Origin of the sequence: Runella sp. (genome assembly GCF_027484545.1) — a bacterium.
GTDB lineage: Bacteria > Bacteroidota > Bacteroidia > Cytophagales > Spirosomataceae > Runella.
Genome location: NZ_JAIXST010000157.1, coordinates 19244 through 45015, shown reverse-complemented (window position 1 = coordinate 45015; position 25772 = coordinate 19244). Strand labels below are relative to the sequence as shown.

The following is a 25772-nucleotide window of genomic DNA, read 5'->3' as shown; positions in this document are numbered from 1 at the left end:
TTGAAAAGCGAGGTGATTGACTGATTAAATGTATAAATTATGCTGTTTTCGCAGATTGAAATTGAAAATGGATTGATTTTGTTGAATATTAGCTTCTTTTAGATTATTAGTAACCGATTAAATTATTGGATTTTTGCATTGAAAAATAGAACTATCGCATCGGCAATCCGACGCATCGGCGATGCGATCAAAGCAGTATTCAATCTTAAAAACATACGTTAGTGGCAAAGAACCCGCATTACTTTTCGCAATTAGCACACGTGGAGGTATTGACAACCGACCTCGATAAATCAGTTCATTTCTTCCGCGATATTGTCGGAATGGATGAAACAGGCAGAGAAAATAACTCTGTGTACCTCCGGGCTTGGGGCGATTATTTTCATCATACGTTAAAATTAACCCAAAGCGCCGCCTCGGGCTTGGGGCACATTGGCTGGCGCGCCGATAGCCCCGAAGCGTTGGAGGAGTGTGTAGCACACATTGACAGCTTAGGGGCTGGAAGAGGCTGGGTTGAAGGCGATTTAGGACACGGAAAAGCCTACCGGTTTCAGTCGCCAGATGGGCATACCCACGAGGTTTTTTGGGATGTCGTTTGGTTGCGTGAAACGGGCGAACGAGGCAGTGTCTACGCTGACCGCTATTCGAGCAATCGTCTGAAAGGAGCTAATCCTCGCCGTTTCGACCACGTGACGTACATGGTAGCCAAAGGAAAGTATGCCGCAGAAAAAGCGTTTTGGCAGACGTTCGGTTTGAAAAACCCCGACGAGATCCGCATTACGGACGATATTCCGCCCATTGGCGGGCTACACACAATCGGTAATCTTTCGCACGATATTGCAGTCTTTACGGATCCGAATATCGGCGAAAATGAAGGCGTGTTAAATCATATTTGTTGGAATGTAGATAGTCGTGAAGAAGTACTTTTAGCCCTTGATTATTTTATTGAAAAAGGCTACAAGAGCGTAATGGGCTCTCCGACCCGCCACAAAGCTGACGAAGGATTCTTCATTTATATTATTGACCCAGGCAGCGGTATTTTGTTTGAATATTACGCCTGTGCCCGTTTGGTCTTCGCGCCAGACCATTTGGATGTTCACTACCTGAAAGATAACCCCAACGACGCCTGGGGCAGTGCTAATCCTTTTGCCGAAATGGGCAAAGGCAAGAAGCTTGGACTAACTGACGGTGTGGTAAAGCCGGCTGATATTTAAGAGTAATGACGAATGAGCGAATGACGAGTGACGAATTTTGAATAACGAATTATTCGTACTCATTTGAACCCATTCGTCATTCGAATAATTCGTCATTCAAAAAATCCTAATCGCAAGAACATGTGGCATTATTTTCCGGGGCAGTACATGCCCTCTTATCAGGTAAACAGAGCATTGACGCAGGCACACTACGGTGGCGGCGAATTTGCGGAAATATTGGAAGTTGCAAGTGAAATAGATCCAGCTGATCGCGAAAGCTTCAACAAAGCATGGGTGAAAATGGGGGATAAAGTCTATGATATAGCGGAAAAATACGCCCAATCGGGTCAGCGAGTGTCTGCCAGAAGAACCTATCTCAGAGCGTTCAACTACCTGCGTACCGCCGAATTTTTTATGACGCTCCGTGATGAACGCAAGATTCCTTATTATTTAAAATGTCGTGATGCGTTCATCAAAGCCATTCATCTTTTTGATGAAAAACCCCTTCAAATGGAGATACCTTTTGAGGCCGGGCAGGCGAACCTGTCTTTTTTGCCCGCGTATCTGTTCAAACCGACCGGTGTGAAAAACCCTCCCGTGGTCGTCATGTTTGGCGGACTGGACAGTTTGGCTGAGGAATTATATTTTGGCATTGCCCAGCACCTCAATGAGCGCGGTATTGCGATGATGGCAGTAGATGGCCCGGGACAGGGAGCCGCTTTGCGTCTCAATCACCTTCATACCCGTTACGATTACAATGTACCCGGAACGGCGGTATTGGAGTACATTATCGAAAACCTGAAAGACGAAGTGGACACAGAGCGGGTGGGTATCGGGGCCGTTTCAATGGGGGGATACATGGCGGCCCGTTGTGCAGCTTTCGAGCCCCGTTTCAAGGTGTGTATGATTTTTGGGGCTGTTTGGTCGTATTATGACATTTGGAAAAATCGCCCTGATAATCACCCTTTGGCCGAGATCGTTCAGCATATCGTGGGCGCTGAAAATATGACAGAGGCCCGTGAAAAACTCAAAAACTTTACACTGGAGGGCGTCGCAGAAAAAATCAGAATGCCTACTTATATTTTACACGGCGAAGACGACCGTCAGAATTTTGTAGAAAATGCCTACAAAGTAAACGAAGTTCTTACCTGCGAGCACGTCATGGAGATTGTTCCTAAAAATGAAAGCGGCTCGGCTCACTGTTCGGTAGATGACTTCACCAAAACCTTCAATATGTACGATTGGATCGCTGAAAAAATAAAAGCATAACCCATTTAATTTCCAACCACGAATAAAATGACAAAAATTAACAAAGTGCTGGTCGTTGGCGGAGGAATTGGCGGTCAGTCGGTAGCCATTGGTTTAAAAAAAGCAGGTTTTGCGGTAGATTTGGTAGAAATCCTTTCGGAGTTTAATGTGTATGGGGTCGGTATCATTCAGCAAGCCAATGCCCTTAGAGCGTTGGATGCCATTGGGGTAGCCGATGAGGTAATGCGAAGAGGCTCTCCGTATGGCAAAGTAAAATTGTGTTTACCTCACGGGGTTCAGATCGGCGAAGCCGGCACACCGCCCATTGGCAGGTTCCCGAGCCATAACGGTATTTCCCGACGCATTCTTCACGATGTTTTATTTGAGGAAGCGCAGAAAATCGGATTAAAATATCGGATGGGGGCTACTGTAGAATCAATTGATAATCAGCCCGATATTGCCAATGTTACTTTTACGGACGGTACCACGGATAGCTATGATATTGTGATTGCCGCCGATGGTGTACATTCAAAAGTACGGAAACTCATTTTTGGAGAATTCAAACCAACTTATGTAGGTTTATCCGTATGGCGTTATCCATTCAAACGCCCTGCCGACTTGGATACCGGTTATATTTTCTTCAATAAAAAACACAAACTTGGGGTGATCCCGATGACGACCGAGTCGTGTTATATATTTTTAAATTCTGCCGAAGGTGATAACCCCCTGATTCCGGAAGACCAATTAGTTGAAAAACTGAAAGGGTATATGTCGGCTTATCCGGTGCCTATCGTTCAAGAGCTGATTCCTCAGGTAACCGATGCTAAACTGGTTAATTACAGAGCATTAGAGACGCTCAAAATGCCGGCTCCTTGGTATAAAAATAGAGTGGTTGTTTTGGGAGATGCAGCTCACACCACCATTCCACAATTAGGCTCAGGCGCAGCCTTAGCCATTGAAGATGCCGTGGTGTTGATAGAAGAGTTACAAAAAGAAGGGGAAGTGGAAGCGATTTTCTATCGATACATGAAACGTCGTTATGAGCGTTGCATGATGGTGGTGGATGTTTCCGAAACCTTAGGCGCTTGGGAGTTACTGGAATACAACGACCAACCACTCCCGGAAGGGGCAAACATGGGTATGCTTATGGGTAAAACCGGAATGGCATTAACCGCTCCCATTTAGAATGGCAGCCCTGCAAAACCCGCTGAAAAATTGGCGGGTAAACCGTGAGGAGATTCAATACCTGGGCCACGATCTGCAACGCCCCGAATGTATTCTGACCGAACCCAACGGCACAGTTTGGACGGCAGATGCACGCGGCGGCGTGGTGAAACTGGGCCCCCCAGCCCCCGATGGGGGAGTATTTACAAGTCAGCAATTCATTGGGTTAAAAATCGAAACAGCCCCCATTGGGGGGTGGGGGGCTGTTTATATCCAAGCTGTGGGTTCATTACCCAACGGAATTTGTTTTGACACAAACGGGGATTTTATCATTGCCAATTGGGGAACCAATCACATCGAAAAAATGACCCGCGATGGAAAATTGACGACCGTTTTAACGGAAATTGATGGAAAACCCTTGGGGAAAACCAACTTTCCATTGCGAGATTCCAAAGGTAGAATTTGGTTTACGGTCACGACCCAAACCGAGCCGTGGTCGGACCAAATCAATACCCGCGCGACTGACGGCTACATCGCTTTGATGGACGAAAAAGGCGTTAGAATGGTAGCCGATGGTTTTTGCGGAACGAACGAAATTCGATTTGATGACAACGAAGAATGGCTCTACGTGGTGGAAAGTACGGCGTGGAAAATTTCAAGAATGCGCGTAAAACCCAACGGCGACCTGTACGGAAGAGAAGTATACGGACCGTCAAAGTTGGGCGGCTTTCCCGATGGATTTGCCTTTGATGCCTTTGGGAATTTGTGGGTTACCCTCATTTTTACCGATGAACTCATTGCCATCACACCCGAAGGGGAAGTAATCACCTTGTTGGATGACAGCGACCCGGAAACGAAAAAACGATTGTTTGACGCCTACGAAAATCGCTGCGTTACGCCCGAAATTTTAGCCGCTACGCAAGGGAAGGTCTGCCCTTGGATGGCCAGCCTCAGTTTTGGCGGGGCGGATTTGAAAACCGTTTACCTCGGGAGTTTAAGAGGAGCAAAAATTCCTTATTTCCAAAGCCCCGTTGCCGGACAAAAAATGATTCATTGGCGATGAAATATTTATTCGATTTAACGGAAAAAATTGCTCTGATTACCGGAGCATCAAGCGGCATGGGTCGAGCCATTGCCGAAGCAATGGGGTTGCATGGAGCACGAATCATCATTACGAGCAATGACAAAGAAGGCATTGAAAATTCTGTCCATTCTTTCAAAAACCAAGACATAGACGTAGTAGGAAGTCCGTGCGACCTCTCTAAAAAAGAAGACATCGACCGGCTATTTGAGCGTTCCATTGAAGCATTCGGTAGGGTTGATATTTTGGTCAGTGGAGTAGGTATGGCTCCCGTGGGAGGATTGATGGACATAGATGCCGACACCTTTGATAAAATAATGCACCTGAATTTGCAGGCGGCGATTTACCTGACGCAATTAGTACTTCCTTCCATGCAGGCTCAAAAAGACGGAGTGCTTATTTATCTGGCAAGTATTGCGGGAGTACGCGGAAATAAAAATCTTGGTCTTTACGGTATCTCGAAAGCAGGACTTATTCAATTGGTTAAGAATCTTGCGGTTGAATACGGCCCGGATAATATTCGAACAAATGCCATTTCACCGGGATTGATTAATACTCCTTTTTCACAGGGACTGATGAATAATCGGGAATTTATGCAAAAACGACTTTCACAAACCCCATTGCGTAAAGTGGGAGAGGTGGAAGAAATTGCGGGAGTGGCCGTCCTATTGGCATCTAAAGCCGGCGGATTTATAACGAGACAAAACATTATTGTAGACGGTGGAACCACCATCAGCGACGGAAATTGATATGAAAAGATTTCAGGATAAAGTGTGCTTTGTGACGGGAGCCGGCTCGGGAATCGGAAAAGCGACGGCTTTGTCTTTCGGACGGGAAGGTGGAAAAGTGGTCGTGACCGATATCAACGAAGCCGCAGCCCAAGCGGTTTTGGCGGAATTGCTTGCTTTTGGAGCAGAAGCCATTGCGCTGAAAGTGGATATTTCGAAGCGAACAGACGTAGAAAATGCGGTGAAAACCACCGTTGAAATTTTCGGGCGCTTGGATTGTGCAGTGAACAGCGCCGGAATTGCCGGTACAGTTTCCTTACCCACACACGAATACCCCGAAGATGATTGGTTGCAAATGATAACCATCAACCTGACGGGTACCTGGTATTGCGTGAAAGCGGAACTCACTCAAATGCTCGTACAGGGTGGCGGAAACATCGTTAACATTGCCTCGGCGGCCGGCTTAGTCGGACAGCCCACCAATGTGCCTTATGCAGCATCAAAGCATGGCGTTGTGGGCATCACCAAAACGGCCGCGATTGAGTACGCTACCCAAAATATTCGGGTCAATGCGATATGCCCCACCGCCATTGAAACACCGATGCTGATGGAAGGGCGGCGAAAATTGGCCTATAATCCGGAGGCATTGGAACAGGCCAAAAACCTTCAACGCATGAAACGCATGGGCCAACCGCAGGAAGTAGCCGATGTGGCGCTGTGGCTGTGTTCGGACGAATCCACTTTTATTACCGGTCATGCTATGGCAGTGGATGGCGGGGCGTTTGCCTAAAACCTATTTTTAAATTTCCCCATTAAGAAAATGATACAACAAGTAAAAAAAGGGATTACCTACGCGGAAAGCAAAGAAGCCGATATGAAAGTTCGGGCTTTGGTAGAAAATATGTTGGAAAATGTGGCCGCTAACGGCGACAAAGCAGTCAGAGAATATTCGGAGAAACTGGATAAATGGTCGCCCGAAAGCTTTCGATTATCGTCGGTACAAATCCAACAAATCATCGCCGGGTTGCCCGAGCAGGTCATAGAAGACATCACATTTGCCCAAACCCAAATCCGTAATTTTGCCCAAATTCAGCGGGAATCTATCAAAGACGTCGAAGTGGAAACTTTACCGGGCGTGATTTTGGGGCATAAAAACATTCCTGTCAATTCAGTCGGCTGCTACGTACCGGGCGGGCGCTATCCGATGGTAGCATCGGCGCACATGAGTGTATTGACTGCCAAAGTGGCGGGGGTAAAACGCGTTATTGCCTGTACGCCGCCCATCAATGGCAAAATTCCTGCCGCAACCGTGGCGGCGATGTACATGGCCGGAGCCGATGAGATTTATTTGTTGGGCGGTGTGCAGGCCATTGCCATGATGGCCTTGGGTACCGAAACCGTTCAGCCCGTAGATATGCTGGTGGGCCCAGGAAATGCCTACGTGGCCGAAGCCAAACGCCAATTGTACGGAAAGGTAGGCATCGACCTGTTTGCCGGACCAACGGAAACGCTCGTCATTGCCGATGATACCACCGATGTAGAAACCTGCGCGACAGATTTGCTTGGTCAAGCCGAACACGGCCCTACCTCGCCCGCGATTTTGTTGACCACCAGTAAAACCATTGCCGAAGGCATCGAAGCGGAAATTCAACGTCAATTGGCGGTGTTGCCCACGGCGGATGTGGCGATCGTGTCGTGGCGGGATTACGGACAGGTGATTTTGGTAGATACCGTGGATGAATTGGTCTCAGAAGCCGACCGCATCGCGAGCGAACACGTACAGGTGATGACCGAAAATCCGCGTTATTTTTTGGATAAAATGACCAATTTCGGCGGCTTATTTCTCGGTGATAAAACCAACGTAGCCTACGGCGACAAAGTGATCGGCACTAACCATACCTTACCAACTCGTGAAGCAGCACGCTACACAGGTGGGCTTTGGGTTGGTAAGTTCCTGAAAACCTGTACGTATCAGGAAATCAGAACGCCCGAAGCCAGCGCGATGATCGGCGAATATTGCTCCCGATTATGCGAAATAGAAAACTTCTCAGGCCATAAAGAACAAGCCGATTTGCGGGTACGTAAGTATAGCCCCCTAACCCCCAAAGGGGGAACTAATACAGTTGCTTATGGAAAGAATTAAAAATAACGAAGAAATAGCACCTCCTTTGGGACGGTACGCCGCGCGGGCGGGGGGGGCTGTCCTCGTCACCGGTGGGGCAGGAGAAATCGGCTCTGCGATTTGCCGAAAGTTTGCCGAAAACGGCTTTGCAGTCATTGCGACGTATAATAGCAATTCCGAAAAAGCAGAGAAACTATTGGAAGAATTGAATAAAATTAGCGAACAAATAGCTCCCCCATTGGGACGGTACGCCGCGCGGGCGGGGGGGGCTGGCAATTCAATTTTCCACGCTCCCACAACTGATGCACAAAAAGTGGCTGATTTAAAGGACTTTGTGTCAGAAAAATATGGAAAGTTAAATGTATTAGTGAATAACGCCGGCATTACCACACCGGTACCGCATGATGATTTGGAAGGCTTGACTGATGAGTGGATCGATAAAATCATGGAGACCAATTTCAGAGGTTCGTTTGCGATGGTGCGAGCCACCAAAGATTTATTAGAAAAAGGCTCGGATGAAAGAAATGAATCTTCTCTGATTGTAAATATTTCCTCCATTGCAGGTATTTCCGGTATTGGAAGTAATGTGGCCTATTGTGCTTCAAAAGCAGCCATTGATTCTATGACACGTTCATTGGCACGGGTTTTAGCCCCCAAAATAAGAATGGTATCTGTTTCACCCGGCTTTGTAGAAGGTGAATATACCAAGAATTTCGACCCAACATTCCTGCAAAAGCAAATGGATAATACACCGCTTGGGCGTTTTGCAACAGGCGTAGATGTGGCCAATGCGGTTTATGCGTTAGCCACTTCTCTAACTTTCTCCACCGGTAATATCATTACCGTTGACGGGGGTAGACTTTTAAAATAGAAAAAAGATGAAATTAGTAACCTTTAAAAACCCACAGGGTGATTCCCGCACAGGCTGGCTGGTAGGCGAGGGCGTGGTGGATATGCAGTTGGCGAATTCCAACCTGCCCACCGATATGCTGACGTTCATTGATAATCACGAAGCGTACTTCCCCGTTATCAGGGCATTAGGTGATGTTCAGCCGCATTATCAATTATCGGAGATTCAATTGATGGCCCCTTTGCCCAATCCCCGCAGTTTCCGGGATTACATCGGCTTTGAGATGCACATGCAAAATGCGTCCCGGTCTTTTGGGCACAAAATCGGACCTGCCTGGTATGATATGCCGATTTTCTATTTTACCAATCATCAGGCCATTTACGGCCCCGATGACGAGATCAAGCGCCCGACCAAAGAAACCAAAATGGACATTGAGTTGGAGTTGGCCTGCATCATCGGCAAAAAAGGCAAAGATATCAAAGCCGAAGACGCCCGTCCTTACATTTTTGGCTATACCGTTTTCAACGATTGGACCGCCCGTGCCATCCAAAAAGTGGAAATGGAGATTCCGTTGGGCCCCCATAAAGGCAAAGACTATGCGAATGCCATTGGCCCATGTATTGTAACGGCCGACGAAATGGAGCAATACCGAGTGCCGTTTGATGCCAGCGTATTCACTGACCCAATTCGGGTACCGAGTGTCCAAATCGACCGATTTAAACTTAAGATGACTTCCCGTATCAATGGCGTAACGGTCTGTGAAGGGAATTACCAAACCGTGTATTATACCTTCGAACAAATGATGGAACGTGCCTCCGAAAATAACGTAAATCTGATGCCGGGCGATATATTGGGCTCAGGGACAGTAGGTTGGGGGAGCCTGATTGAAAATAATTTCTCCGTTCACCGTCCGTTAGAGCCGGGTGATGTGGTGGAATTGGAAATTGAAGGAATTGGGGTTTTGAGAAATACAGTAGCCCCCTAACCGCACGGGCGGCCCCGCCCCAGTGGGGGAATATTGATTGGATAGGAGATTGAAATGAACGGATAAAATTGTTAATCATGGACGAAAACAGAGAGAAAAATACCCCCATTGGGGGAAAGGGGGCTGTTTTAGAACTTGCCACCGTCGACATCAAACCGGGCATGAATGCTGAGTTTGAGCAAAATTTAGAAAAAGCCCAAGCTGTGATCAGTCAATCAAAAGGCTATCTGGGACATGATTTTAAGAAGTGTATCGAACAGCAAAACCGCTACGTGCTGCTCATTCGTTGGGAGAGCATCGAAGCGCACACCATCGGATTTCGCGAATCGGAATTATTCAAAGAATGGCGTGGATTGATTGGGCCGTTTTTTGAAAATCCACCCGTGGTGCTGCATTACAGCCCCCTAACCCGCGCGGCGTACCGTCCCGATGGGGGAATCTAAAACGGGCTAAAATATTTTTTTTACATTTTAAAAAATCCCCATTGGGGATACAGGGGCTATATGAAAATCATTGACCTTTCCGTGACGATTTCTGAGGAAATCAAAGAACCACTTCCTACTAAAATCGTCTATGAAGACCACAAAGAAGGGGCAAAAAAAATGGGCGGAAAACTCTTCGAAGGCATTGCCGGCGATGTGTTTATTGACGGTAACGGCCCCGCCGGGGAGTTTCTGACCGTGACGAGCCACTGCGGAACGCACGTGGACGCACCGTACCATTATTTCCCGACCAGCGAAGGGAAACCCTCGCGTACCATTGACGAAATGCCGCTGGACTGGTTCTTTCACGATGGCGTGGTGCTGGATTTTACCGACAAACCCGACGGCTATATGTTTGAGCCAGAAGATTTGATCGAAAAACTCGCCGCCATAAATTATACCCTCAAACCCTTTGACATCGTCCTGATTCGCTGCGATGCCGATAAGCGTTTGCACGACCCTGATTTTGTAAAAATCCACGTAGGAGCTTCGGCCAAAGCCACACATTGGCTCATTGATCAAGGTATCAAAGTTATGGGCACCGACGGTTGGGGCTGGGATATTCCGTTGCACATTCAGGCGGCTGATTATCGGGCCAATCCGCGTCCAGGGATCATCTGGCAGGCGCATTACGTGGGCATCGAAAAAGAATATTGCCAAATTGAAAAAATGGCTAATCTGGACCAATTGCCACCCTTTGGCTTCAAAGTGGCTTGTTTTCCTGCCAAAATCAAAGCCGCAAGTGCGGGATGGACGCGCGCCGTAGCGATATTGGATTGATAGAAAATTTGGCTATGGCAAGCGGAAATGAAATACCTATTTTAAAACCTGAGATTTCACCGGGTTTTCATTTCGAGACCATTGAATGGCAGCAGCCCCTGTTTGCCGAAGCGCACCATGAGCTTTTTCACATTAACCGATTGGAGGATTTTCGGGACAAGAGCAAATTTCCTCTGCCTCCTTACTGCAATACGGTTTACGATTTTATCTTTTTGACCCAAGGCGAATCAAAAAGAAGTAAAGGCCCGTGCGGTCTGAAAACCCTCATTTCTATTTGAGTATTGGCAGGCAGCGAGGGCTGGCCTCTGAATCAGTCCATGAGTCTTTAGCGCTGCCGAGCGATAGGATGTGCCAGCCCAGTTTGCTCAATCAAGTTACTCCCATTTCTTGGAATAATCTTACAAAACAAATCTATAGGCCGATGCGGCAGGAAAAGTAAGGGCTTACCAAATTTAAATTAACAAATTCATACGTTTGAAGCAGGTAATTTCTAAACAAGCTATTAGACCTCAATAGAAAAGATCTATGAAAACCACTCAAAAAATTGTTCTAACCCTTGCATTGGCATGGAGCACCACCCTGCTGTTTGCTCAACTTCCCTATTTGGACAAATCGGGCAAAGCACCGAAGCTGATGGTGGACGGAAAACCCTTTCTCATTTTGGGGGGTGAACTCCATAATTCGACAGGCTCCGACAAAGCCGCCTTACAAAAGGTGTGGAAGGAAATGAAGGAGATGCACCTCAATACCGTTTTGGCGTATGCCTATTGGGAATTACTGGAGCCTGTGGAAGGTAAATATAATTTTGAATTGGTGGATGCAGCGATTGAGGGTGCCAAAAAAGAGAATTTAAAAATTGTGTTGGCGTGGTTCGGCAGTTGGAAAAGCACGGCCTCCACCTACGTGCCCGAATGGGTAAAAACCAATCCCAAACGTTTTCAAAGATATACCCTCGAAAACGGCAAAACGCTCGAAATCCTTTCGCCATTCAGTGAAGTGCCATCAATTGGAGTCAGGCGCATGTGCCGACCATCCTGCACATCACACATGCTGCCCAGGAACAGGGTACAGCCATTGCCGATGTACTTTTTGGTGATTACAACCCGGCAGGACGCTTGGTGCAAACGTGGCCAAAATCGCTCGACCAACTTCCCCGCATGATGGATTATGACATTACTAACGGTCGTACCTATATGTACTTCAAAGGCGAACCGCTTTATCACTTTGGATATGGATTGAGTTACACAAAATTTGAACACACCAACTTGAAATTGAGTAACGTGTTTATGCGGGCAAATGGAAGCATTACCGTTTCCGCAGACATTAAAAATACGGGAAGTCGTGATGGTGATGAGGTGGTTCAGTTATACATTCAACACCCAAATTCTAAGGTAATTCGTCCCATAAAAGCGTTGAAAGGTTTTCAAAGAATAAACCTGAAAGCCGGCGAAACCAAGAAAGTTACGTTTCAAATAGATGCCGCATCCTTGGCTTGGTGGAACGACCAAACGTCTGCTTGGGAAGTAGAAAGCGGAGCCGTAAAAGTGTTGATTGGCAGTTCTTCGCAGGCTATTAAATTACAGAACACATTTACAGTGAATAAATAGAATTTTCTAATAACCATATAAGAAATATAAGGTCATATAAGTTTTAAATAGCTCAAAAACAGTCTCTTATATTCACTTATCGGTTCGCCGATGCGATGCCTTATATGGTTGAAGTACATAACAATAAAATTAAAATAACCCTAAACCTCGCTTGAAATATGAAAAAAGGACTTTTTACCTACGAAAACGGTATCGTATTGTTAATGGCATTCACTTTTGGGTGCTTATTTTTCGACCGCCTGGCGCTTAATTTTCTGATGCCTTACGTGGCCAAAGACCTTCAACTCAACAACACTCAAATCGGATTGTTAGCAGGGGCATTGTCGTTGGCTTGGGCGTTTTCGAGTTTTTTCTCAACGGCTTGGGCCGAAACCCACAATAAGAAAAAACTCGTTTTCATTGCCGCTGTTTTCACCTTCTCTCTTTGTTCAGTCGGTTCAGGTTGGGCGGTTTCGTTTGTTACGTTGCTGATTGCCCGCCTTGTGATGGGCTTTGCCGAAGGCCCGGTGATACCTTTGGCGCAAAATTTTGTCGAAAGAGAATCCTCTCCTAATCGTTTGGGTTTGAATGCTGGGATTTTGCAGGCTTTTGGTTCTGCCTTGTTTGGGTCTATTTTAGCCCCGGTCGTTTTGGTGCAAATTGCCGAAAACATGGGGTGGCGCAATGCCTTTTTCGTGGCAGGAGCGCCAGGCTTGGTTTTAGGTTTACTGGCGTGGAAATTTGTCAAAAAATCAACTGCTGAAAGCGCCGAAGCGTCGGCCGCTCAAACAAAAGAGAAATCAGCCCTCAATATTGCTGAATTGTTACAATACAACAACATAAAATGGGGTATCGGAGCAGCGTGTTGTGTGTTTGGCTGGTGGTTTGCCACCTTGCCTTTTATTTCCAATTATTTTGTGAATTTTCAAGGAATGTCGGCTGATGAAATGGGCAAAAACATGGGGCTTTTGGGTGTTTCGGGACTTTTGTCTTCCGTCATAGTTCCTGGACTTTCCGATAAGATCGGGCGTAAAAAAGTGCTACTGATTTTTATGGTTGTGGGGACATTTTACCCTTTTGCCGTTTATTTTTTAGCAGGCTCGGCCATTCATCTTCCTGCCATGTTTTTTACCTATTTTATGATGGGACTTCTTCCCATCGTGGCGGCCGTATTGCCTTCTGAGTCGGTGCCAGACCATTTGAAAGCCAAAGCGTTAGGGTTTATTACGGCCATTGCTGAAATTGTCGGCGGCGTAATGGTGCCTGCCTTGGCAGGCGTCCTTTCCGACAAAATCGACCCTTCGGCTTTTCTTTGGGTAGCGGCGGCGTTGGCGTTTATCGGTTTGTTTTTCGTTATGAAATTGAAAGAACTGGCAAAGCCTTAAGAAAGATTTGGATGTATTATGCAATTTCAATCAATTGAAGGATTGAAATAAGTGGTTTGTATTCAATATCAATTATTGTCTCATTTTGAGTCAATACAGGTGAGTTCAGGATACTTTCTGTACAAAAGCGTTATTAATTTGTACTAATAAAAGGGAAATAGTTGCGTTTCTTTTACTGAAAAAAACGGTAATGCCCAAAAAGGAATGATTTGACACTCCGTCATTTTTAAGCTCAAATAGGCAAATTACCGGCAATTAGGTGGAAAGAGATTCTTGCCGTTCCGCTTTTGATAGGAAAAGTATACCTTAATTTATCGAACTAAATGAAAATCAATTTTCTTTGCATTACCCTGTTGGCGGTAGTTCAAGCATTTTTGGCAACTGCCCAACAGGAAAATCGCGTCCTGAAACTTTTTCCCCAAGGCACCGTGCTGCACGGCAATATCTCGTACAATGGCGATACGCTCAAGAAGCATCTGTTGGATATTTATTTGCCGCCGAATTCGCAAAAAGGTAAATTTCCTCTCGTGGTATTGATACACGGCGGTGGGTGGTTAGTAAACGACAAATACGCTGATATCGGATACATGGGCAATACGGTATCGGCCCTGCTGAATAACGGTATTGCCATCGCTTCCATTGATCACCGTTGGGCTACGCAGGCTCAATTCCCCGCCCAGATTCAGGATTGTAATCGTGCGGTTTCGTTTCTCTATGACAATGCCGATACCTATGGATTGGATAAAACCCGAATGGCGCTGATGGGCTTTTCCTCTGGAGGGCATTTGGCTTCCTTGCAGGGATTGTCCAACAATAATAAAGCAGAGTCTTTTTTTATGCCGAACACGTCCAAAAAGTTCAGTTTCAAAGCTGTAGTGGATTATTACGGCCCCTCAGAGTTGACTTCCTTGGCAAGCAGTGAAGACCCCAAAGCGCCGGAAGGTATTTTGCTGGGAGCCAGCCCTATTGCTCGTCCAGATTTAGCGGCAATCGCGAGCCCCGTGACCTACATTGATAAAAATGATCCGCCATTTCTGATTTTTCATGGGGAGAAAGACAATATTGTTACCAACCGACAGTCGAAGTTATTGAGCGGGTGGTTGACGGCGAAAGGTGTTAAAAATGAACTCATTATTGTGAAAGATGCGCCACATTTCGGAAAAATGTACGATACCGAAGAGTTTAAAAATAAGGTAATTGGCTTTTTGAAAGCTGAACTGAAATAACCATTCATTCCGATTTAATCCTCAATAACTACTATGAAAAAAATAAATGTAATAGCCCTAATCTTAGTAACACTAACGTCAATTCTCGCAAAAGCTCAATTTGGACCACCCACAGGCGAACCCGACGTAATAAACAAACGTTGGCACGCACAATGGATTTCCATGCCAAACGCAAGCAATGACGGTTATGGTGTGTATATGTTCCGTAAAATGATTGATTTGGCTTCAAAACCAAACAATTATAAAATTCATGTTTCGGGTGATAATCGTTACAAACTTTTTGTGAATGAAAAGTTGGTTTCGATGGGGCCTGCTCGTGGCGACATTGCCCATTGGAACTATGAAACCCTGGATATTGCGGCTTATTTGAAAGCAGGTAAAAATATTATTGCTGCTCAAGTTTGGAATGAGGGCGAGTTTAAACCAGAGGCTCAGATTACTTACAGAACTGGGTTTATTTTGCAAGGAGAAACTTCTGCCGAATCAGCCATCAATACCAACAATACTTGGCTTTGTGAAAAAGACAATAGCTTTGCTCCTCTGGTTTTTAGAACCAGAGCCTATTATGTGGCGGGTGCGGGCGAAATACGAAACTTGGCTTTAAGTCCAAAAGCTTGGCAAAGTGAAAATTTTGACGATAAAAATTGGCAAAAAGCAAGACCGGTTGGTGGAGGTGTTCCTAAAAATATATTGGGGGCATTCGGTACTATGAGTGGCTGGATGTTGGTGCCGTCTATCATTCCTCAAATGGAACTGAAAGATGAAAGATTAGTGAAAGTGGTTACTAATGAAGGTATTGCGAGTTTACCTGCTGGGTTTCCTACCAAAAAAACAGATGTGTCGATACCAGCCAACTCAAAAGCAAATATCATTTTAGACCAAAGCTACCTTACTAACGCCTATCCAAATCTGGAGTTTAGCGGAGGAAAAAACGCAACCATTACTGTAAGATATGCCGAAGCACTTTTTAATAAGACTTCAAAAGGCAACAGAAACGAAACCTCCGGCAAAACCTTCATAGGCCGTGCCGATAGTCTGATTTCTGACGGAAGCCAAAATCAAAAATTTACCAGCCTTACTTATCGGACGTATCGCTATTTACAACTCAGCATTGTCACTCAAAATGAGGCCATTTCTCTGAATGATATTTATGGCGCTTTTACGGGTTACCCGTTTAAGATGAATGCCCAACTAACTGCCAATCAGCCAGAAATGGATAAAATTCTTGAAATCGGCTGGCGTACCGCTCGTCTTTGTGCCTATGAAACTTACATGGATTGCCCTTATTATGAGCAACTCCAATACATCGGTGATGGTAGAATTCAAGCTTTGGTATCGCTTTTTAATAGCGGTGATGACAGGTTGGTAAAAAATGCCATCAACTTAATGGATTTTTCTCGCACACCCGAAGGCGTAACCTTGAGCCGACATCCCTCTTACACGCCGCAATTTATTCCTACTTTTTCGCTTTGGTACATCGGAATGTTGCAGGATTATAGCCGATATGGGGCTGATGTCGATTTTGTAAAGGGGAAATTAGGCGGTGTTCGTCAAATTTTGAACTATTTCAAAAGCTACCAACAAGCCGATGGCCGACTAAAAAACACACCGCAATGGATGTTTACCGACTGGGTGGACAATGCCAAAGAATGGAAAGCAGGTGCTGGCCCAATGAGTGCCAACGGTACATCGGCCATGCTTGATTTTCAATTACTTTGGGCGTATCAAGTGGCGGCAGATTTGGAAAATAAGCTGGGAAATCCTGCCTTTGCTACTCAATATCTACAACCCGCCGAGGTTTTGAAAAAGACTATTCGGGCAAAATACTGGGATGCTACGAAGAAATTATTTGCCGACCGCGAAGAAAAAGATAAGTTTTCGCAACATACCAATTCATTGGCCATTCTGACGGGCGTTGCGACTTCATTGGAGGCTATCGAAATTTCTAATCAGTTGATTACCAACACCAAACTCGCTCCAGCTTCTATTTATTTCAAGTATTATTTGCATCAAGCATTAATAAAAGCGGGGAAAGGGGATGACTATTTGAAATGGCTGGACAAATGGCGTGAGAATATTCAAATGGGACTCACTACCTGGGCAGAAACCTCCGATGTGGACAAAACCCGCTCCGATTGCCACGCTTGGGGTTCGAGTCCAAATATTGAGTTTTACCGCACCATCTTGGGCATTGATAGTGATGGTTTGGCATTTTCAAAAGTAAAAATTGAGCCACATTTAGGGCAAATGACTGACATAAATGGCAAAATGCCACACGCAAAAGGAAGCATTTCAACCAGTTATAAACTCGAAAATGGCAAATTCAAATAGAACTACCAAAAAGCATTACGGGTAACTTGGTATGGAAAGGCAAAACGATTGCCTTAAAAGAGGGTGTGAATCAATTCAATATTTAGAAAAATATAATTAAAACCATGAAAAGAAGAGAGTTTTTAAACAAAACCGCCCTTTCGGTAGCTGGTTTGTCTGTTATAAATTATGCTTTTTCCAATTTATTGATTGAAGAATTTATCACTTCTGATACCAATTTTGGTAAAATAAAAGGATACCGTGAAAACGGAGTAAATATATTTAAAGGCGTTCCTTATGCAGGTAAAACATCGGGAGAAAGAAGATTCCGTCGTCCTGCCCCGCTCGAACCTTGGACAGACGTTAAAGAAACCTTGACTTTGGGAGCTCCAGCCATCCAAAACCCACGAAGAAATGAACCTGCACCGTCGGAAGATTGCTTGTTTTTAAATGTTTGGACACCCGCCAATGATACTAAAAAACGCCCCGTTATGTTTTACAGTCACGGTGGGGGATTTGTGATTGGTTCGGGTGGCTCTGGCGGGCAAGATGGTGCAAATCTTGCTCGCCATTTTGATGTAGTAGTCGTAGAAACCAACCATCGCTTGGGCTTATTGGGCTTTTTGTATTTGGAAGAATTAGGTGGAGCCGACTACGAAGGCTCGGGAAATAATGGCATGTTGGATATTGTAGAGGGGCTGAAATGGGTCAATAAAAACATTGCTAACTTTGGTGGTGATTCCAACAACGTCATGATATGGGGAGAATCGGGGGGAGGAGCAAAAACTTCGTGTCTTTATTCGATGCCATCGGCTGCCCCTTATTTCAACAAAGCTTCTATCGAAAGTGGGCCGGGCGTGCGAATGACCCCGAAAGAAATTGCCCAAGAAACCACACGGATGCTTTTAAAAGAGCTGAATATTGAACCGAAAGATTGGAAAAAACTGCTGGATATACCCGCCGCTGATCTTTTGGCGATGCAGGGCAAATTGCCACAGATACCGTCATTCGTTGAAAAAAATAAGAATTTAGGTTTTATGCGGCGAAACTATGGAGGTTTTGGACCGGTGGTGGATGGCAAAGCACTTCCGCAGCATCCTTTTGACCCAACGGCTCCTCAAATTTCTAAAAACAAACCGCTTTTGGTAGGCTGGAATGAGGATGAACATACCTTCTTTGCCTGGGAAAGAAAAGAAACTGACTTTGTGAACTATGATTTTGAGGGCTTACACAAAAAGTTGGAACCACAATATGGTGCAAATACCCAAAAAATAATTGATACCTACCGAAAAGCCAGACCCAACGCATCACCGGCAGATATTTACATTGCCATTTCGTCCATTACGTTGATGGGGCTTGGGTCGGTAGACATTGCCGAGAAAAAAGTGAAGCAAGGCGGTGCCCCCGTTTATCTTTACAATTTTGGCTATAAATCAGAGATGAAACTGCCGGGAACGGACTATGAAATGGGCACACCTCATGCCATGGATATCTCTTTCAAATTCAATAACGAAACCGCCAACAAACCGAGTTTCTTTGGCGGAAATAAACCGGAAAAAGCCATCGCTTCGCACAATTTTGCGGAGTTATGGACAAATTTTGCCAAAACTGGGAAACCATCAGCAAAAGATGCCCCAGAATGGAAAGCGTATAATCTGCAGGAACGACCCACCATGCGAATAGACACCAAATTGGAGGTAATCAATGACCGATTTAAAGATGAATTGAACGTTTGGCGAGAGGTTGGCAGATTGTAAAAATAAAAAAGATACAAATGATTCGACACTCAGTAATTTTAAAACTGAAATCAGGGATAAGTGCAGAAGATAAACAGGCTTTTTTCGATGCTGTTGACAAATTGGCTTTTATCCCTGACGTTCAGAAATTTGAGGTATTGAAGCAGATCAGTTCTAAGAATACATTTGAATACGGGATTTCGATGGAATTTGATATGCAGGAACAATACGATTCTTATTCCAACCATCCCGAACACGTAGCGTTTGTACAGCATTTTTGGCTGAAAAATGTGGAAGATTTTCTGGAGATAGACTACAATCTTCTGAATTGATTTTTGAAAATCCCTGAATTACTGAAAACAAATGAATAAGAAATTCAAGTCAATTCTCGCCGTGCTTGTAATGTCAAGCTCTGGCGTTTATGCCCAAAGTCAACAATTAAATGACTTTCAGACTCCTCCAAGCTCGGCCAAACCACGCGTTTGGTGGCATTGGATGAACGGCAATATCACCAAAGAAGGTATCCAAAAAGACCTGGAATGGATGAGTCGCGTGGGGATTGGCGGTTTTCAAAATTTCGATGCTAATCTTTTTACACCCGTAGTCGTGTCCAAGAAATTGGTCTTTATGACGCCTGAGTGGAAAGATGCCTTCAAGTTTATGACCCAAACGGCCGATCAAAAAGGACTTGAAATGGCTATCGCGGGCTCGCCGGGTTGGAGCGTAACGGGTGGCCCATGGGTTGAACCCAAAGACGCCATGAAAAAGTACGTTTGGACAGAAACGCGCATCGAAGGAGGCAAAGCGTTTTCTGGGAAACTGCCCCGTCCTGCCGATGTCATCGGTAAATTTCAGAATGTACAATTAGGCGCAGGGGGGCTTACGGGTGGATTTGTGGGCGAAAAACCTACCTTTTACCAAGATGCATTGGTGATTGCGTATCGCTTAACTAAAGCTGAAAAAACAGTGGCAGAACTTAATCCAAAAGTAAGTTCAAGCGGAGGGAGTTTTACCTTAAAAGGCCTGACGGATAACGATTTGTTTAAAAAATCAGAACTTCCTGCCATGGAAGTGGGGCAAGATATGTGGATTCAGTATGAGTTTGATTCGCCGCAAACCATCAAAGCATTTTCGGTAGCGGGGGCAAGTGAGACTCCGCTTGGAGAGTTTAATGGCAACCCCAAAAACAGAACCCTTAAAGTGAGTGATGATGGGGGCAGTTTCAAAACAATTGCAACGGTGGAGGGAGGTACCAACCCCTATAACACCGTTTCTATTAGACCAACTACCGCTAAATTCTGGCGTATGTGTTGGGAAACGTTGAAACCAGAAGTGAATGGTCTTATGGCAATGATGGGCGCCCAAGCAGATAGAAAACCCGAAGGCGTAAAAGTGGCTGAATTTGTACTACACAATACCGACCGCATTGACCAATTTGAAGATAAAGCGGGCTTTACACCGTGGAAAGAAAGTAGCCCCCTACCCCCCAATGGGGGAAATAGCTCAGTTGAGGCTATTTCAGAAAATGATGTGATTGATTTAACTTCAAAAATGAGTGCAGATGGGAGTCTAAACTGGACACCGCCGACAGGTAGCTCCCCCATTGGGGGCGGGGGGGGCTGGGTCATTATTCGTTTGGGTTATTCCCTTACGGGCCGTCAAAATCACCCCGCCTCGCCGGAAGCTACAGGCTTGGAAGTGGATAAATTGGACAAAGAAGCCGTCAGAAAGTACATTAACACCTATCTGGATATGTACAAAGACGCTACTGGTGGTTTAATGGGCGAAAAAGGCTTGAAATACATGGTGTTGGATAGCTACGAGGCCGGACACATGAACTGGACAAAATCATTTCCCGAAGAATTTCAGAAAAGACGGGGCTATGACCTCAAAGTATGGATTCCTGTATTGACGGGCAGAATTGTGAAATCGTTACAGGACAGTGAGAAGTTCCTGTGGGATTTTCGTAAAACCATCGGCGAACTCATTGCCGAAAATCACTACGATGTGATTGGCGAAGAACTCAAAAAACGCGGCATGGAGCGCTACACCGAATCGCACGAGGGTGGACGGATTTATTTGGCCGACGGCATGGACGTGAAGCGTAATTCCGACATTCCGATGTCGGCCATGTGGACGCCGGGAAGCTTGGTAGGAGGAGCCGACGAAGAAGTGCGCAGCGAAGCGGACATCAGAGAGTCGGCATCGGTCGCCAACATTTATGGAAAACCGTTCGTGGCGGCAGAGTCTATGACTTCCGCTGGTAAACCGTTTCAGGAATATCCCGAACGTCTCAAACGTACGGCTGACTTAGAGATGGCTTCGGGTTTGAATCGTTTTGTGATTCACACTTCTGTACACCAACCGCTTGATGATAAAAAACCAGGCTTTTCGCTCGGGCCATTCGGACAGTATTTTACCCGTCAGGAAACCTGGGCCGAAGTAGGCGGTAAAGCGTGGATGGCGTATTTGGGACGCAGTTGTTATTTGTTGCAACAGGGCCGAAACATCGCCGATGTGTTGTATTACTACGGCGAAAACAACAACATTACGTGGATTTGCAGGGAAAAATTACCAACTATTCCGGCAGGATATGAATTCGATTTTGTGAACTCATCCGCGCTTATCAATGCCATCCAAGCTAAGAATGGAAAATTAGTAGCCCAAAGTGGTAATACTTATACTGTATTGATGTTGGACGAATCTGCTAAATTGATGACATTGCCTGTTTTGAAAAAAATAAAAACATTGGTTGATGCAGGCGTGACGGTAATCGGTTCCAAACCCGAAAGATCACCAAGCATGGCAGATAATGATGCTGAATTTCAAAAAATGGCCAACGAGGTCTGGAAAAAATCCAACGTAATTGCCAACACAAACGCCGCCACCAACGCCAACGTAGAGACAAGGCATGCCTTGTCTCTACAACGACAACAACCCGACGTTATCATCGGGAATACAAAAAACAAAATCCTGTACCGCCACCGCCAAACGGCCGACCAAGACATTTACTGGCTCGACAACCGCAGTGCCAACGCTACCGATGCCGAGGTGAGTTTCCGGGTAACGGGCAAAGGGCCTGAATTGTGGAATCCTGTTACGGGTAAAACGGAAAAAGTAAGCTACCAAATCAAGGACGGCCGTACCATTGTACCGTTAAAATTTGAATCATGGGATGCGTTTTTCATTGTTTTCAGTAGAGACGGTAAATCTACCGTCTCCTCATACACTAAACCAACTGCCTCTGAAACGACAATAGCCTCAGTTGCAACTCCTTGGAAAGTTAGTTTCAATGATAAAAGTGTCATTTTTGATAAGCTGACTTCCTGGACTGAAAATGCGGATGCCGATGTAAAATATTTCTCAGGAACAGCGACCTACGAAAACACGTTCACAGCCCCCAAACCCCCAATGGGGGCTTCGATTATACTTGATTTAGGGGATGTTAAAAATATCGCCGAAGTGATTGTCAATGGTAAAAACATGGGCGTTGCTTGGAAAAAGCCTTTCAAAGTAGACATTACCGAAGCCATAAAAGCAGGCGATAACAGTATCCAAATAAAAGTAACCAACCTGTGGCCTAACCGAATCATCGGCGATGCCCAACCTGATGCAAAGCAAAAAACAACTTTTACCACCATGCCGTTTTACCGAGCTGATTCGCCGTTGTTGCCGTCGGGTATGATGGGGGAAGTGAAAGTAAATGTGGTGAAATAGAATAGCTAATTACAAACAGAAGAGGCCGGTCAATTGACCGGCCTCTTCTGTTTGTAGCCTTTGGTAGTGTTTTCACCGCCAACAATCTTTGCAGGTGAAAAACACCTGCAAAGATTGTTTACTTGACTGAAACAGGTAACTCCATATTTTCCCATTTGAGGACAAATCCTTCTTTGGTTACTTCATAAACCAGATTTTCGTTGAAACTGCTTGATTTTTTTGGAGTTACCGATGCCGTAAATACATTGTTTTCAGGTAAGCGAGTTGTTTCACCGCCTCGTTTGATGCCCCATTGACCTGTTTGAGAATTAACGATGATCGTCCAATCTTTCTCCGTCGGCATTACATAAAATGAGTACTTGCCGGCGGGAAGTTTTTTGCCTGCTACGGTCAATTCGCCGTCGGTTGTAACAATCGTTGCCTCATTGGCCCCTGCTCTCCACACCTTATCGTAGGGGACTAATTCTCCCCAAACTTTTCTGCCTTTTACGGCAGGACTGCTGTAATCAATAGTTAGCGTACTATTGCCGAATTTTCCGGAAGTAGTTACCGGCTGACTTGGTCGTTTTGATTTGTCTGGTGGAGTTCCCTGGGCAAAAGACATAACGTTTGCCACAAATAAGCAAATTAGGCTGAGTGTCAGAACTTTGATGTTTTGTTTCATTGCGTGGTTGTTTGTGGTTAATAAACTGAGTAATTAACTAAAAATCAGAATCAGGGTGAGAATTACTCAACTGATGGTGAAATATAATCCTTTTTTAACGATAAAAGTCGCTTAGAACTACTTCGCTATCTACTAAATGTCCTTCATAATGGTTGGTTTGAATACCCGATTTGGTAATCAGGGTCAGGAACAACGTTTTTTTTGTGCCTGTCTGCCATTTAAAATTTTCTAAGCGTAACTGTAATTGTCGGCCGTACTGCTTATTAATGACCAGTGGTTTGTCCAAGTATTTAACCTCGCAAATATTGATACATTGGTCATTACGGTCAATAATCAAATCTATTTGGCTGCCTTCAAAATCGCCGTTTCCTTTTATGGCGTAGGCGTATTGATTGGAAATAATGCCTGATATGCCCAGTTTTTGTTTGATTTTATGAATATGTTTAAAGCAAAAATTCTCAAAAGAATAGCCTTGCCATGCCTTGAAAGCTTGGCTTTGGTTGATTAAATTGAAATTGGTGTTCTTCTTGTTTTCCATAAATTTTAGGTAAAAAACCGAAAATTCATCGCTCAATCGGTAGCGTTTTTCTTTTTTTATATTTCCAAACGGCATGGTGGAAGTCAGAAAGCCTGATACTTCCAAATCGTCCACTATTTGGGTAAGCGTTCCTCCCGAGGGAATGCCACTCAATTTTACAATTTCGTTTTGGGTAACCCCTTTCCATTGCGAATAACATGCCTTTATGACCGCTATGTACTTGTCGGCATTGGTAAATAGGGCAGCGTAAAGACTTTGAAACTCCTGTTTTAGAGGGGCTTTGTCTTCAAAACACAATTTGTCCAATACCTGCGGTACAGACATCCCTTTGCCTACCAATTTCAAATAATAGGGGATTCCCCCCAAAGCCATGTATAATTCTGTAACCTGCTGTTCATTGAATTTTATCCCTCTTTCTTTTAAAAACAAGTGTGTTTCCCGGCAGGTGAAAGGGAGTAAATAGAGGGTACGGGTCACTCGATTGTGTAAGCCGCCTTTATCTTGGACGAGGTTTTTGAGCATCCACGAAGTGGCAGAGCCGCAAACGGCTACTACTACATTATTTTTAGAGGCCCAGCTATTCCAAAAATATCCAAATGCTTTTAAGAAATCTGATTTAGGCCCGGCAATCCAAGGCAGTTCATCAATAAATATTACTTGTTTTTTTTGGGGTAAAATATTTGATAATGAGGTAATTAATACCTGGAAAGCTTCAAGCCAATTGTCAACCAGGGCAGGAATATTTTCTTTACCAAAGGTATTTTTCAGTTCAAATAAGAAATTGTTGAGCTGTTCTTTTCGGCTGCCGTTTTGGATGCCGACAAATTCAAAAACAATATTTTCTTTGTAAACTTCACGTATTAAAAAGGTTTTTCCAACCCTTCTTCGTCCCACTATTGCTAACAATTCAGCCTCCTTTGAGGTAAAGAGTTGCTTCATAATGGTTATTTCTTCAGTACGTCCTACCATCATTCAATGTAAATTATTATCAGCGAAAAGTAGTTCAAATATAGTATATTTCGCTGATAATAAAATCATATTTAGCGGAATGTGTAATTAAAAGTGGAATGTGTTTCCTAGTAATGAATGAATGTTTGATTTTCGTAAGTTTTCCTTTGAAAATTGTTAAAAAACGTCGCTTGTCCGCTCTAATTTTGTAATGTTAAATTATAAAAACTAAATGTGATGTTTACCTCTGCCCAAAGCAATGAATTAAGAAAAGCGCTCCTCTCTTTACTTTTCATTTTTGTTTTTCAAAAAACGTTCTGTCAAAAACCTGATACTACTCATACTCCCTTAACGTTCAACGGGACAATCAATGTCACCAATAATGGATTTTCCAATATCCCTTCGTTTTCATTGGGTAAACCTGCGACTATTATTAATCTGACAGTGGGGGGGAAAAGAACGAGTTTTGAACCTGAGCTGCGTTTTTCATTGGAAGGAAAGCCTTGGTCGTTTTTATTTTGGCTAAGACATAAAGTGATACGCCGTCCAAAATATCAACTGAGCGTAGGGGTTCATCCGGGGTTTAATTTTAGATATGAAGATGCCGTGATTAAAGGAGTGGAGAGCAATTATATTGTCACGAGGCGTTACCTTACGGAGGAATTGAATCAGAACTTTGTGGTAAACAAACAGGTAAGTATGAGCCTGTACTACATGTATGGACGCGGCATTGACGTAGGAACAACCAAAAACACGCATTATCTGTCGCTAAGGGCGGCTTTTTCAAACCTGAAAATCACAAAAGACATTACGGGACGACTTAATCCTCAGGTGTTTTATTTAAAGACAGATGACAAAGAAGGTTTTTTTGTAGCAGCCTCGTTAGGGATAGCTAAAAAGAATTGGCCGATTTCCATTGGAGCGATGATGAACCAAAAAATAAAAAGCACGATCGTCACCCAAGATTTTAATTGGAATGTGGGTCTGAACTATGTATTCGGAGGGAAATTTAAGAGGTACTGAAACTCGCTG

The 25772-nt window shown here is 44.6% G+C and carries 22 protein-coding genes and 1 pseudogene; 21 read left to right on the top strand and 2 right to left on the bottom strand.

The features are described from left to right. The first annotated feature begins 221 nt into the window (after positions 1-221). From Q0081_RS14605 to Q0081_RS14510, 20 genes and pseudogenes are all read left to right on the top strand, one after another. The gene (locus tag Q0081_RS14605; RefSeq protein ID WP_298354698.1) at positions 222-1211 is read left to right on the top strand and encodes a VOC family protein; all 990 of its coding nucleotides are present in this window, start codon (positions 222-224) and stop codon (positions 1209-1211) included. 120 nt (positions 1212-1331) lie between these two features. Further along, a complete protein-coding gene (locus Q0081_RS14600) occupies positions 1332-2459 on the top strand; it encodes a S9 family peptidase (protein ID WP_298354697.1) in 1128 nt (375 codons plus the stop codon). 27 nt (positions 2460-2486) lie between these two features. Next, the gene (locus Q0081_RS14595) at positions 2487-3623 is read left to right on the top strand and encodes an FAD-dependent monooxygenase (RefSeq protein ID WP_298354695.1); all 1137 of its coding nucleotides are present in this window, start codon (positions 2487-2489) and stop codon (positions 3621-3623) included. Between the two features lies 1 nt (position 3624). Next, positions 3625-4665: an SMP-30/gluconolactonase/LRE family protein gene (locus Q0081_RS14590; protein WP_298354693.1), complete on the top strand. Its 1041-nt coding sequence runs from the start codon at positions 3625-3627 to the stop codon at positions 4663-4665. Continuing rightward, entirely contained in the window at positions 4662-5432 is a 771-nt protein-coding gene (locus tag Q0081_RS14585) for an SDR family NAD(P)-dependent oxidoreductase (protein WP_298354691.1), read from the top strand. Before Q0081_RS14590 ends, Q0081_RS14585 begins: the two co-directional genes overlap by 4 nt. 1 nt (position 5433) lies before the next feature. Further along, the gene (locus Q0081_RS14580; protein ID WP_298354689.1) at positions 5434-6201 is read left to right on the top strand and encodes an SDR family NAD(P)-dependent oxidoreductase; all 768 of its coding nucleotides are present in this window, start codon (positions 5434-5436) and stop codon (positions 6199-6201) included. Between the two features lie 30 nt (positions 6202-6231). Beyond that, positions 6232-7554 (top strand): histidinol dehydrogenase, encoded by a 1323-nt coding sequence (gene hisD, locus Q0081_RS14575; protein WP_298354687.1) that lies wholly within the window; start codon positions 6232-6234, stop codon positions 7552-7554. Beyond that, positions 7541-8404, top strand: a complete 864-nt coding sequence (locus tag Q0081_RS14570; RefSeq protein WP_298354685.1) for an SDR family NAD(P)-dependent oxidoreductase — start codon at positions 7541-7543, stop codon at positions 8402-8404. Before hisD ends, Q0081_RS14570 begins: the two co-directional genes overlap by 14 nt. A gap of 7 nt (positions 8405-8411) precedes the next feature. Beyond that, complete coding sequence (locus tag Q0081_RS14565) at positions 8412-9368, top strand: fumarylacetoacetate hydrolase family protein (protein ID WP_298354683.1); 957 nt, start codon at positions 8412-8414, stop codon at positions 9366-9368. 77 nt (positions 9369-9445) lie between these two features. Next, positions 9446-9811 (top strand): antibiotic biosynthesis monooxygenase, encoded by a 366-nt coding sequence (locus Q0081_RS14560; protein WP_298354681.1) that lies wholly within the window; start codon positions 9446-9448, stop codon positions 9809-9811. Positions 9812-9871: 60 nt separating this feature from the next. Next, positions 9872-10630 (top strand): cyclase family protein, encoded by a 759-nt coding sequence (locus tag Q0081_RS14555; RefSeq protein WP_298354679.1) that lies wholly within the window; start codon positions 9872-9874, stop codon positions 10628-10630. Further along, on the top strand, positions 10600-10908 hold the full coding sequence (locus Q0081_RS14550) for a hypothetical protein (protein WP_298354678.1): 309 nt from the start codon (positions 10600-10602) through the stop codon (positions 10906-10908). Before Q0081_RS14555 ends, Q0081_RS14550 begins: the two co-directional genes overlap by 31 nt. A gap of 247 nt (positions 10909-11155) precedes the next feature. Continuing rightward, a pseudogene (locus Q0081_RS14545) lies at positions 11156-11536 on the top strand (beta-galactosidase); the annotation flags it as partial. 116 nt (positions 11537-11652) lie between these two features. Continuing rightward, the gene (locus Q0081_RS14540) at positions 11653-12237 is read left to right on the top strand and encodes a fibronectin type III-like domain-contianing protein (protein ID WP_298354676.1); all 585 of its coding nucleotides are present in this window, start codon (positions 11653-11655) and stop codon (positions 12235-12237) included. Between the two features lie 158 nt (positions 12238-12395). Next, positions 12396-13601: an MFS transporter gene (locus tag Q0081_RS14535; RefSeq protein WP_298354674.1), complete on the top strand. Its 1206-nt coding sequence runs from the start codon at positions 12396-12398 to the stop codon at positions 13599-13601. Positions 13602-13924: 323 nt separating this feature from the next. Continuing rightward, the gene (locus tag Q0081_RS14530; protein ID WP_298354672.1) at positions 13925-14827 is read left to right on the top strand and encodes an alpha/beta hydrolase; all 903 of its coding nucleotides are present in this window, start codon (positions 13925-13927) and stop codon (positions 14825-14827) included. Between the two features lie 33 nt (positions 14828-14860). Further along, complete coding sequence (locus Q0081_RS14525; protein ID WP_298354670.1) at positions 14861-17158, top strand: alpha-L-rhamnosidase N-terminal domain-containing protein; 2298 nt, start codon at positions 14861-14863, stop codon at positions 17156-17158. Positions 17159-17262: 104 nt separating this feature from the next. Then, complete coding sequence (locus tag Q0081_RS14520) at positions 17263-18894, top strand: carboxylesterase/lipase family protein (protein WP_298354669.1); 1632 nt, start codon at positions 17263-17265, stop codon at positions 18892-18894. Positions 18895-18911: 17 nt separating this feature from the next. Further along, positions 18912-19205, top strand: coding sequence for a Dabb family protein (locus Q0081_RS14515; RefSeq protein ID WP_298354667.1), 294 nt, complete (start codon positions 18912-18914; stop codon positions 19203-19205). A gap of 31 nt (positions 19206-19236) precedes the next feature. Next, the gene (locus tag Q0081_RS14510; RefSeq protein ID WP_298354665.1) at positions 19237-22590 is read left to right on the top strand and encodes a glycosyl hydrolase; all 3354 of its coding nucleotides are present in this window, start codon (positions 19237-19239) and stop codon (positions 22588-22590) included. A gap of 118 nt (positions 22591-22708) precedes the next feature. On the opposite strand, the gene Q0081_RS14505 is transcribed toward Q0081_RS14510, so the two are convergent. Next, positions 22709-23254 carry a DUF2911 domain-containing protein gene (locus tag Q0081_RS14505; protein WP_298354663.1) on the bottom strand — a complete coding sequence of 182 codons (546 nt, stop codon included), beginning with the start codon at positions 23252-23254 and terminating at the stop codon, positions 22709-22711. 94 nt (positions 23255-23348) lie between these two features. Then, positions 23349-24761 (bottom strand): ATP-binding protein, encoded by a 1413-nt coding sequence (locus Q0081_RS14500; RefSeq protein ID WP_298354751.1) that lies wholly within the window; start codon positions 24759-24761, stop codon positions 23349-23351. 216 nt (positions 24762-24977) lie between these two features. Here Q0081_RS14500 and Q0081_RS14495 point away from each other — a divergent pair, with 216 nt between their 5' ends. After that, positions 24978-25763, top strand: coding sequence for a hypothetical protein (locus Q0081_RS14495; RefSeq protein ID WP_298354661.1), 786 nt, complete (start codon positions 24978-24980; stop codon positions 25761-25763). The last annotated feature ends 9 nt before the right edge of the window (positions 25764-25772 follow it).

Excerpts from the sequence above, each read along its gene's own strand:
- Q0081_RS14600 (WP_298354697.1), top strand. The coding sequence starts at position 1,332 with ATGTGGCATTATTTTCCGGGGCAGTACATGCCCTCTTATCAGGTAAAC.
- Q0081_RS14595 (WP_298354695.1), top strand. The coding sequence starts at position 2,487 with ATGACAAAAATTAACAAAGTGCTGGTCGTTGGCGGAGGAATTGGCGGT.
- Q0081_RS14590 (WP_298354693.1), top strand. The coding sequence starts at position 3,625 with ATGGCAGCCCTGCAAAACCCGCTGAAAAATTGGCGGGTAAACCGTGAG.
- Q0081_RS14585 (WP_298354691.1), top strand. The coding sequence starts at position 4,662 with ATGAAATATTTATTCGATTTAACGGAAAAAATTGCTCTGATTACCGGA.
- Q0081_RS14580 (WP_298354689.1), top strand. The coding sequence starts at position 5,434 with ATGAAAAGATTTCAGGATAAAGTGTGCTTTGTGACGGGAGCCGGCTCG.
- hisD (WP_298354687.1), top strand. The coding sequence starts at position 6,232 with ATGATACAACAAGTAAAAAAAGGGATTACCTACGCGGAAAGCAAAGAA.
- Q0081_RS14570 (WP_298354685.1), top strand. The coding sequence starts at position 7,541 with ATGGAAAGAATTAAAAATAACGAAGAAATAGCACCTCCTTTGGGACGG.
- Q0081_RS14565 (WP_298354683.1), top strand. The coding sequence starts at position 8,412 with ATGAAATTAGTAACCTTTAAAAACCCACAGGGTGATTCCCGCACAGGC.
- Q0081_RS14560 (WP_298354681.1), top strand. The coding sequence starts at position 9,446 with ATGGACGAAAACAGAGAGAAAAATACCCCCATTGGGGGAAAGGGGGCT.
- Q0081_RS14555 (WP_298354679.1), top strand. The coding sequence starts at position 9,872 with ATGAAAATCATTGACCTTTCCGTGACGATTTCTGAGGAAATCAAAGAA.
- Q0081_RS14550 (WP_298354678.1), top strand. The coding sequence starts at position 10,600 with ATGGACGCGCGCCGTAGCGATATTGGATTGATAGAAAATTTGGCTATG.
- Q0081_RS14535 (WP_298354674.1), top strand. The coding sequence starts at position 12,396 with ATGAAAAAAGGACTTTTTACCTACGAAAACGGTATCGTATTGTTAATG.
- Q0081_RS14530 (WP_298354672.1), top strand. The coding sequence starts at position 13,925 with ATGAAAATCAATTTTCTTTGCATTACCCTGTTGGCGGTAGTTCAAGCA.
- Q0081_RS14525 (WP_298354670.1), top strand. The coding sequence starts at position 14,861 with ATGAAAAAAATAAATGTAATAGCCCTAATCTTAGTAACACTAACGTCA.
- Q0081_RS14520 (WP_298354669.1), top strand. The coding sequence starts at position 17,263 with ATGAAAAGAAGAGAGTTTTTAAACAAAACCGCCCTTTCGGTAGCTGGT.
- Q0081_RS14515 (WP_298354667.1), top strand. The coding sequence starts at position 18,912 with ATGATTCGACACTCAGTAATTTTAAAACTGAAATCAGGGATAAGTGCA.
- Q0081_RS14510 (WP_298354665.1), top strand. The coding sequence starts at position 19,237 with ATGAATAAGAAATTCAAGTCAATTCTCGCCGTGCTTGTAATGTCAAGC.
- Q0081_RS14505 (WP_298354663.1), bottom strand. The coding sequence starts at position 23,254 with ATGAAACAAAACATCAAAGTTCTGACACTCAGCCTAATTTGCTTATTT.
- Q0081_RS14500 (WP_298354751.1), bottom strand. The coding sequence starts at position 24,761 with ATGGTAGGACGTACTGAAGAAATAACCATTATGAAGCAACTCTTTACC.
- Q0081_RS14495 (WP_298354661.1), top strand. The coding sequence starts at position 24,978 with ATGTTTACCTCTGCCCAAAGCAATGAATTAAGAAAAGCGCTCCTCTCT.